This is a genomic window from Thermomonospora echinospora (genome assembly GCF_900108175.1).
GTDB classification, from domain to species: Bacteria; Actinomycetota; Actinomycetes; order Streptosporangiales; family Streptosporangiaceae; genus Thermomonospora; species Thermomonospora echinospora.
In genome coordinates, this window is the sequence record NZ_FNVO01000058.1 from 1 (window position 1) to 2,504 (window position 2,504).

Genomic DNA, 2,504 nt, shown 5'->3' on the forward strand with positions numbered 1-2,504 from the left:
CCGGGGCTCGGCGTCCGGGGCTCGGCGTCCGGGTCCGGTCGGTCCTCCGGCCCGACCGGTTCCGGCCGTCCGGTCAGGTGGAGTCGCGGACGATCAGGCGAGTTTTCAGGACCACCCCCCGTTCCGTGGCGGTCCGGCCGCCGATGAGGGCGAGCAGTTCGCGGGCGGCGCGGGCGCCGAGGTCCTCGATCGGCTGGCGGACGGTGGTCAGCCGGGGGCGGACCCGGCGGGCGATCGGCAGGTCGTCGAAGCCGACCACGGCGACGTCCTCGGGGATGCGCCGGCCGGCCCGGCGCAGCGCCCGCATGGCGCCGATGGCCATCAGGTCCGAGGCCGCCACCACGGCGTCCAGGTCGGGCCGCCGGTCCAGCAGCCGGTTCATCGCGTGCTCGCCCGACAGTTGGCTGAAGTCGCCCCTGCTGACCAGGCCGCCCATGTCGATCCCGGCCTCCTGGGCGGCGCTGCGGTAACCGGCCAGGCGGTCCACCCCGGGGCCCATGTCGGGCGGGCCGGCGATGGTGCCGATCGTCCGGCGCCCGCCGGCCACCAGGTGCTCGACCGCCGTCCGCGCGCCGCCCCGGTTGTCGGCGTCCACGTACGGCAGTCGGTTCTCCGACAGCGGGCGTCCGGCCAGCACCACCGGACCCCGGGCCGCCGCGTGCAGCAGCGTCAGCGGGTGGTCCCGGTGCGAGCCGACCAGCACCACCCCGGCGGTGTGGCCGGACCTCAGGTACTCAGCGGTGGTACGCCACTCCTCGGTCTTGCCGACCATGAGCACGACCACCTGGGGTCCGCCCTCCAGTTCCCGTTTCACCCCCAGCAGCAGGCTGGCGTAGAACGGGTCGGCGAAGACCCGCGAACTGTCCGCGCAGAGCACGACCGCGACGGACTCGCCGGGCCCGACGGTGCGGGGCGCAGAGCGCCGCCGCACATAGCCGAGCCGCTGCACGGCCTCCTCGACCAGCATCCGCGCGTCCGGGCTGACGTGGGCCGAGCCGCTCAGGACGCGCGAAGCGGTGGCCGGTGAGACGCCGGCGAGGGCGGCGACGTGGGCGAGGGTCGGCGCCCGGCCGGTGGCGGGCCGGGCGCATGCCGATCGGACAGGCGGTTCGGAGATCGTCACGCCTGCACTCCCTTCGGGCTTCCCGGCCGGTGGTCGGCGGCCGGGAGTGGGCGGGGTGGGAAGTGGGAGCGCTCCCAAGATTGATCGGGGGTCCGGCGCCTGTCAAGGAAATCTGGCCGCACTGTCAAAACCGAGTTTCCGGCCGGTGCCGACCGTCCCGAGAAAGGCTTTATGACCAGGGAGAACACCGCTCCACCGCAACCGGTGGCGATGATCGGCGCCGTGAAAAACCATGAAACAACGCTTTTCAGGCCCGCCGATGTCGGCCTACCTTCGCCTCGCAGCGCCGGGAGCGTTTCGCTGCGGCAGACCGGGCCCCGCCACGCCCTTCCGTGGCCCGCCGGCCGATCCGGCATATGGCGTACCGCCCGCCGGAAAAGCACGAGGAGAGGAACCGATGGCCTCCGTACCCCGCATGCCGTTCGCGCCGGTCGTCGCGGTGGCCCTGCTGGCCGCCGGATGCGCCGGCCCCGCCTCCCGGGTGGCGCCGCCTCCGAGCTTCGAGCACGACGCCCCGACTCTGCTGGCCGCCGGCACCGGAAACCTGGAGGGCAGCACGTCACTCCGGCTGACCCTCCGTCTCAAGGATCCCGGCGGCGACGGCCGCAAGGCCCACCGGCTGGACATGAGCGGCGTCTGGGACGTGCGCCAGGGGTCGGGCCGCATGGACGGGACGCTCCGGGGCGGCCGCGCCACCGTACTGTCGGTCGGCGGCGTCGAATACGTCTCACTGCCCGCCGACCTGCGCCGGAAGACCGGACGGCAGTGGCTGCGCGGCGCTGTCGGCACCCGGACCTTCGGCGACTTCCCCGATGTCCACCGCGTGGCCATGATCCTGCGCACCTCGCAGCGGCCCGCGCTGGCGGCCCCGGCCGGTGGGCACGGTGGACCGAGGCCCCGTCCGATCCGTACGTGCAGAACGGCCGGACGGGGCTCCGGCATTGCCGCCGAAACCGCTGCTCCCACATTGAGCGGCCTCGACGTATTGCCCGATAGTCGTCCGGGCGGCCGGAAAGGTTGCCGCGATTCGCCGGGATTCTCCGTGAAAGGTCTCTGAAAGCCGCTGTACAGGTCGGAGCCGGACTGCTTCGCTCGATTGGGAGCGCTCCCACTCAGAGCGCCGCAGGGTGACACACGCCGAGGAGGAAACCCGCATGAGATCCGTTCCACCCCCGGGGACGCGCGGTGCCCCGCCCGGCCGGCGGCGCGGGCTGGCCGCCGGAGCCGCGGCGCTGCTGATGGCCTCCGGGCTGGTCACGGTCGCCGGCACGCACCAGGCCAGCGCCGCGGTCGCCTGCAAGGTGGTCTACAAGAAGAACGACTGGGGCACCGGCTTCACCACCTCGATCGACATCACCAACACCGGTGACGCGCTCACCGG

The 2,504-nt window shown here is 73.4% G+C and carries 2 protein-coding genes and 1 pseudogene; 2 read left to right on the top strand and 1 reads right to left on the bottom strand.

Features of this window, described 5'->3' with window-relative positions; translation table 11 throughout:
- Nucleotides 1-73: 73 nt before the first annotated feature.
- On the bottom strand, nucleotides 74-1,123 hold the full coding sequence (locus C4U03_RS39590; protein WP_200827801.1) for a LacI family DNA-binding transcriptional regulator: 1,050 nt from the start codon (nucleotides 1,121-1,123) through the stop codon (nucleotides 74-76).
- A gap of 397 nt (nucleotides 1,124-1,520) precedes the next feature.
- Between C4U03_RS39590 and C4U03_RS39595 the strand changes: the two genes are divergently transcribed.
- Both C4U03_RS39595 and C4U03_RS39600 read left to right on the top strand, forming a co-directional pair.
- Nucleotides 1,521-2,180 carry a hypothetical protein gene (locus C4U03_RS39595; RefSeq protein ID WP_103945016.1) on the top strand — a complete coding sequence of 220 codons (660 nt, stop codon included), beginning with the start codon at nucleotides 1,521-1,523 and terminating at the stop codon, nucleotides 2,178-2,180.
- Nucleotides 2,181-2,277: 97 nt separating this feature from the next.
- A pseudogene (locus C4U03_RS39600) lies at nucleotides 2,278-2,504 on the top strand (cellulose 1,4-beta-cellobiosidase); the annotation flags it as partial.

Bases quoted from the DNA above. Each gene is read 5' to 3' on its own strand.
- C4U03_RS39595 (WP_103945016.1), top strand. From the start codon at position 1,521: ATGGCCTCCGTACCCCGCATGCCGTTCGCGCCGGTCGTCGCGGTGGCC.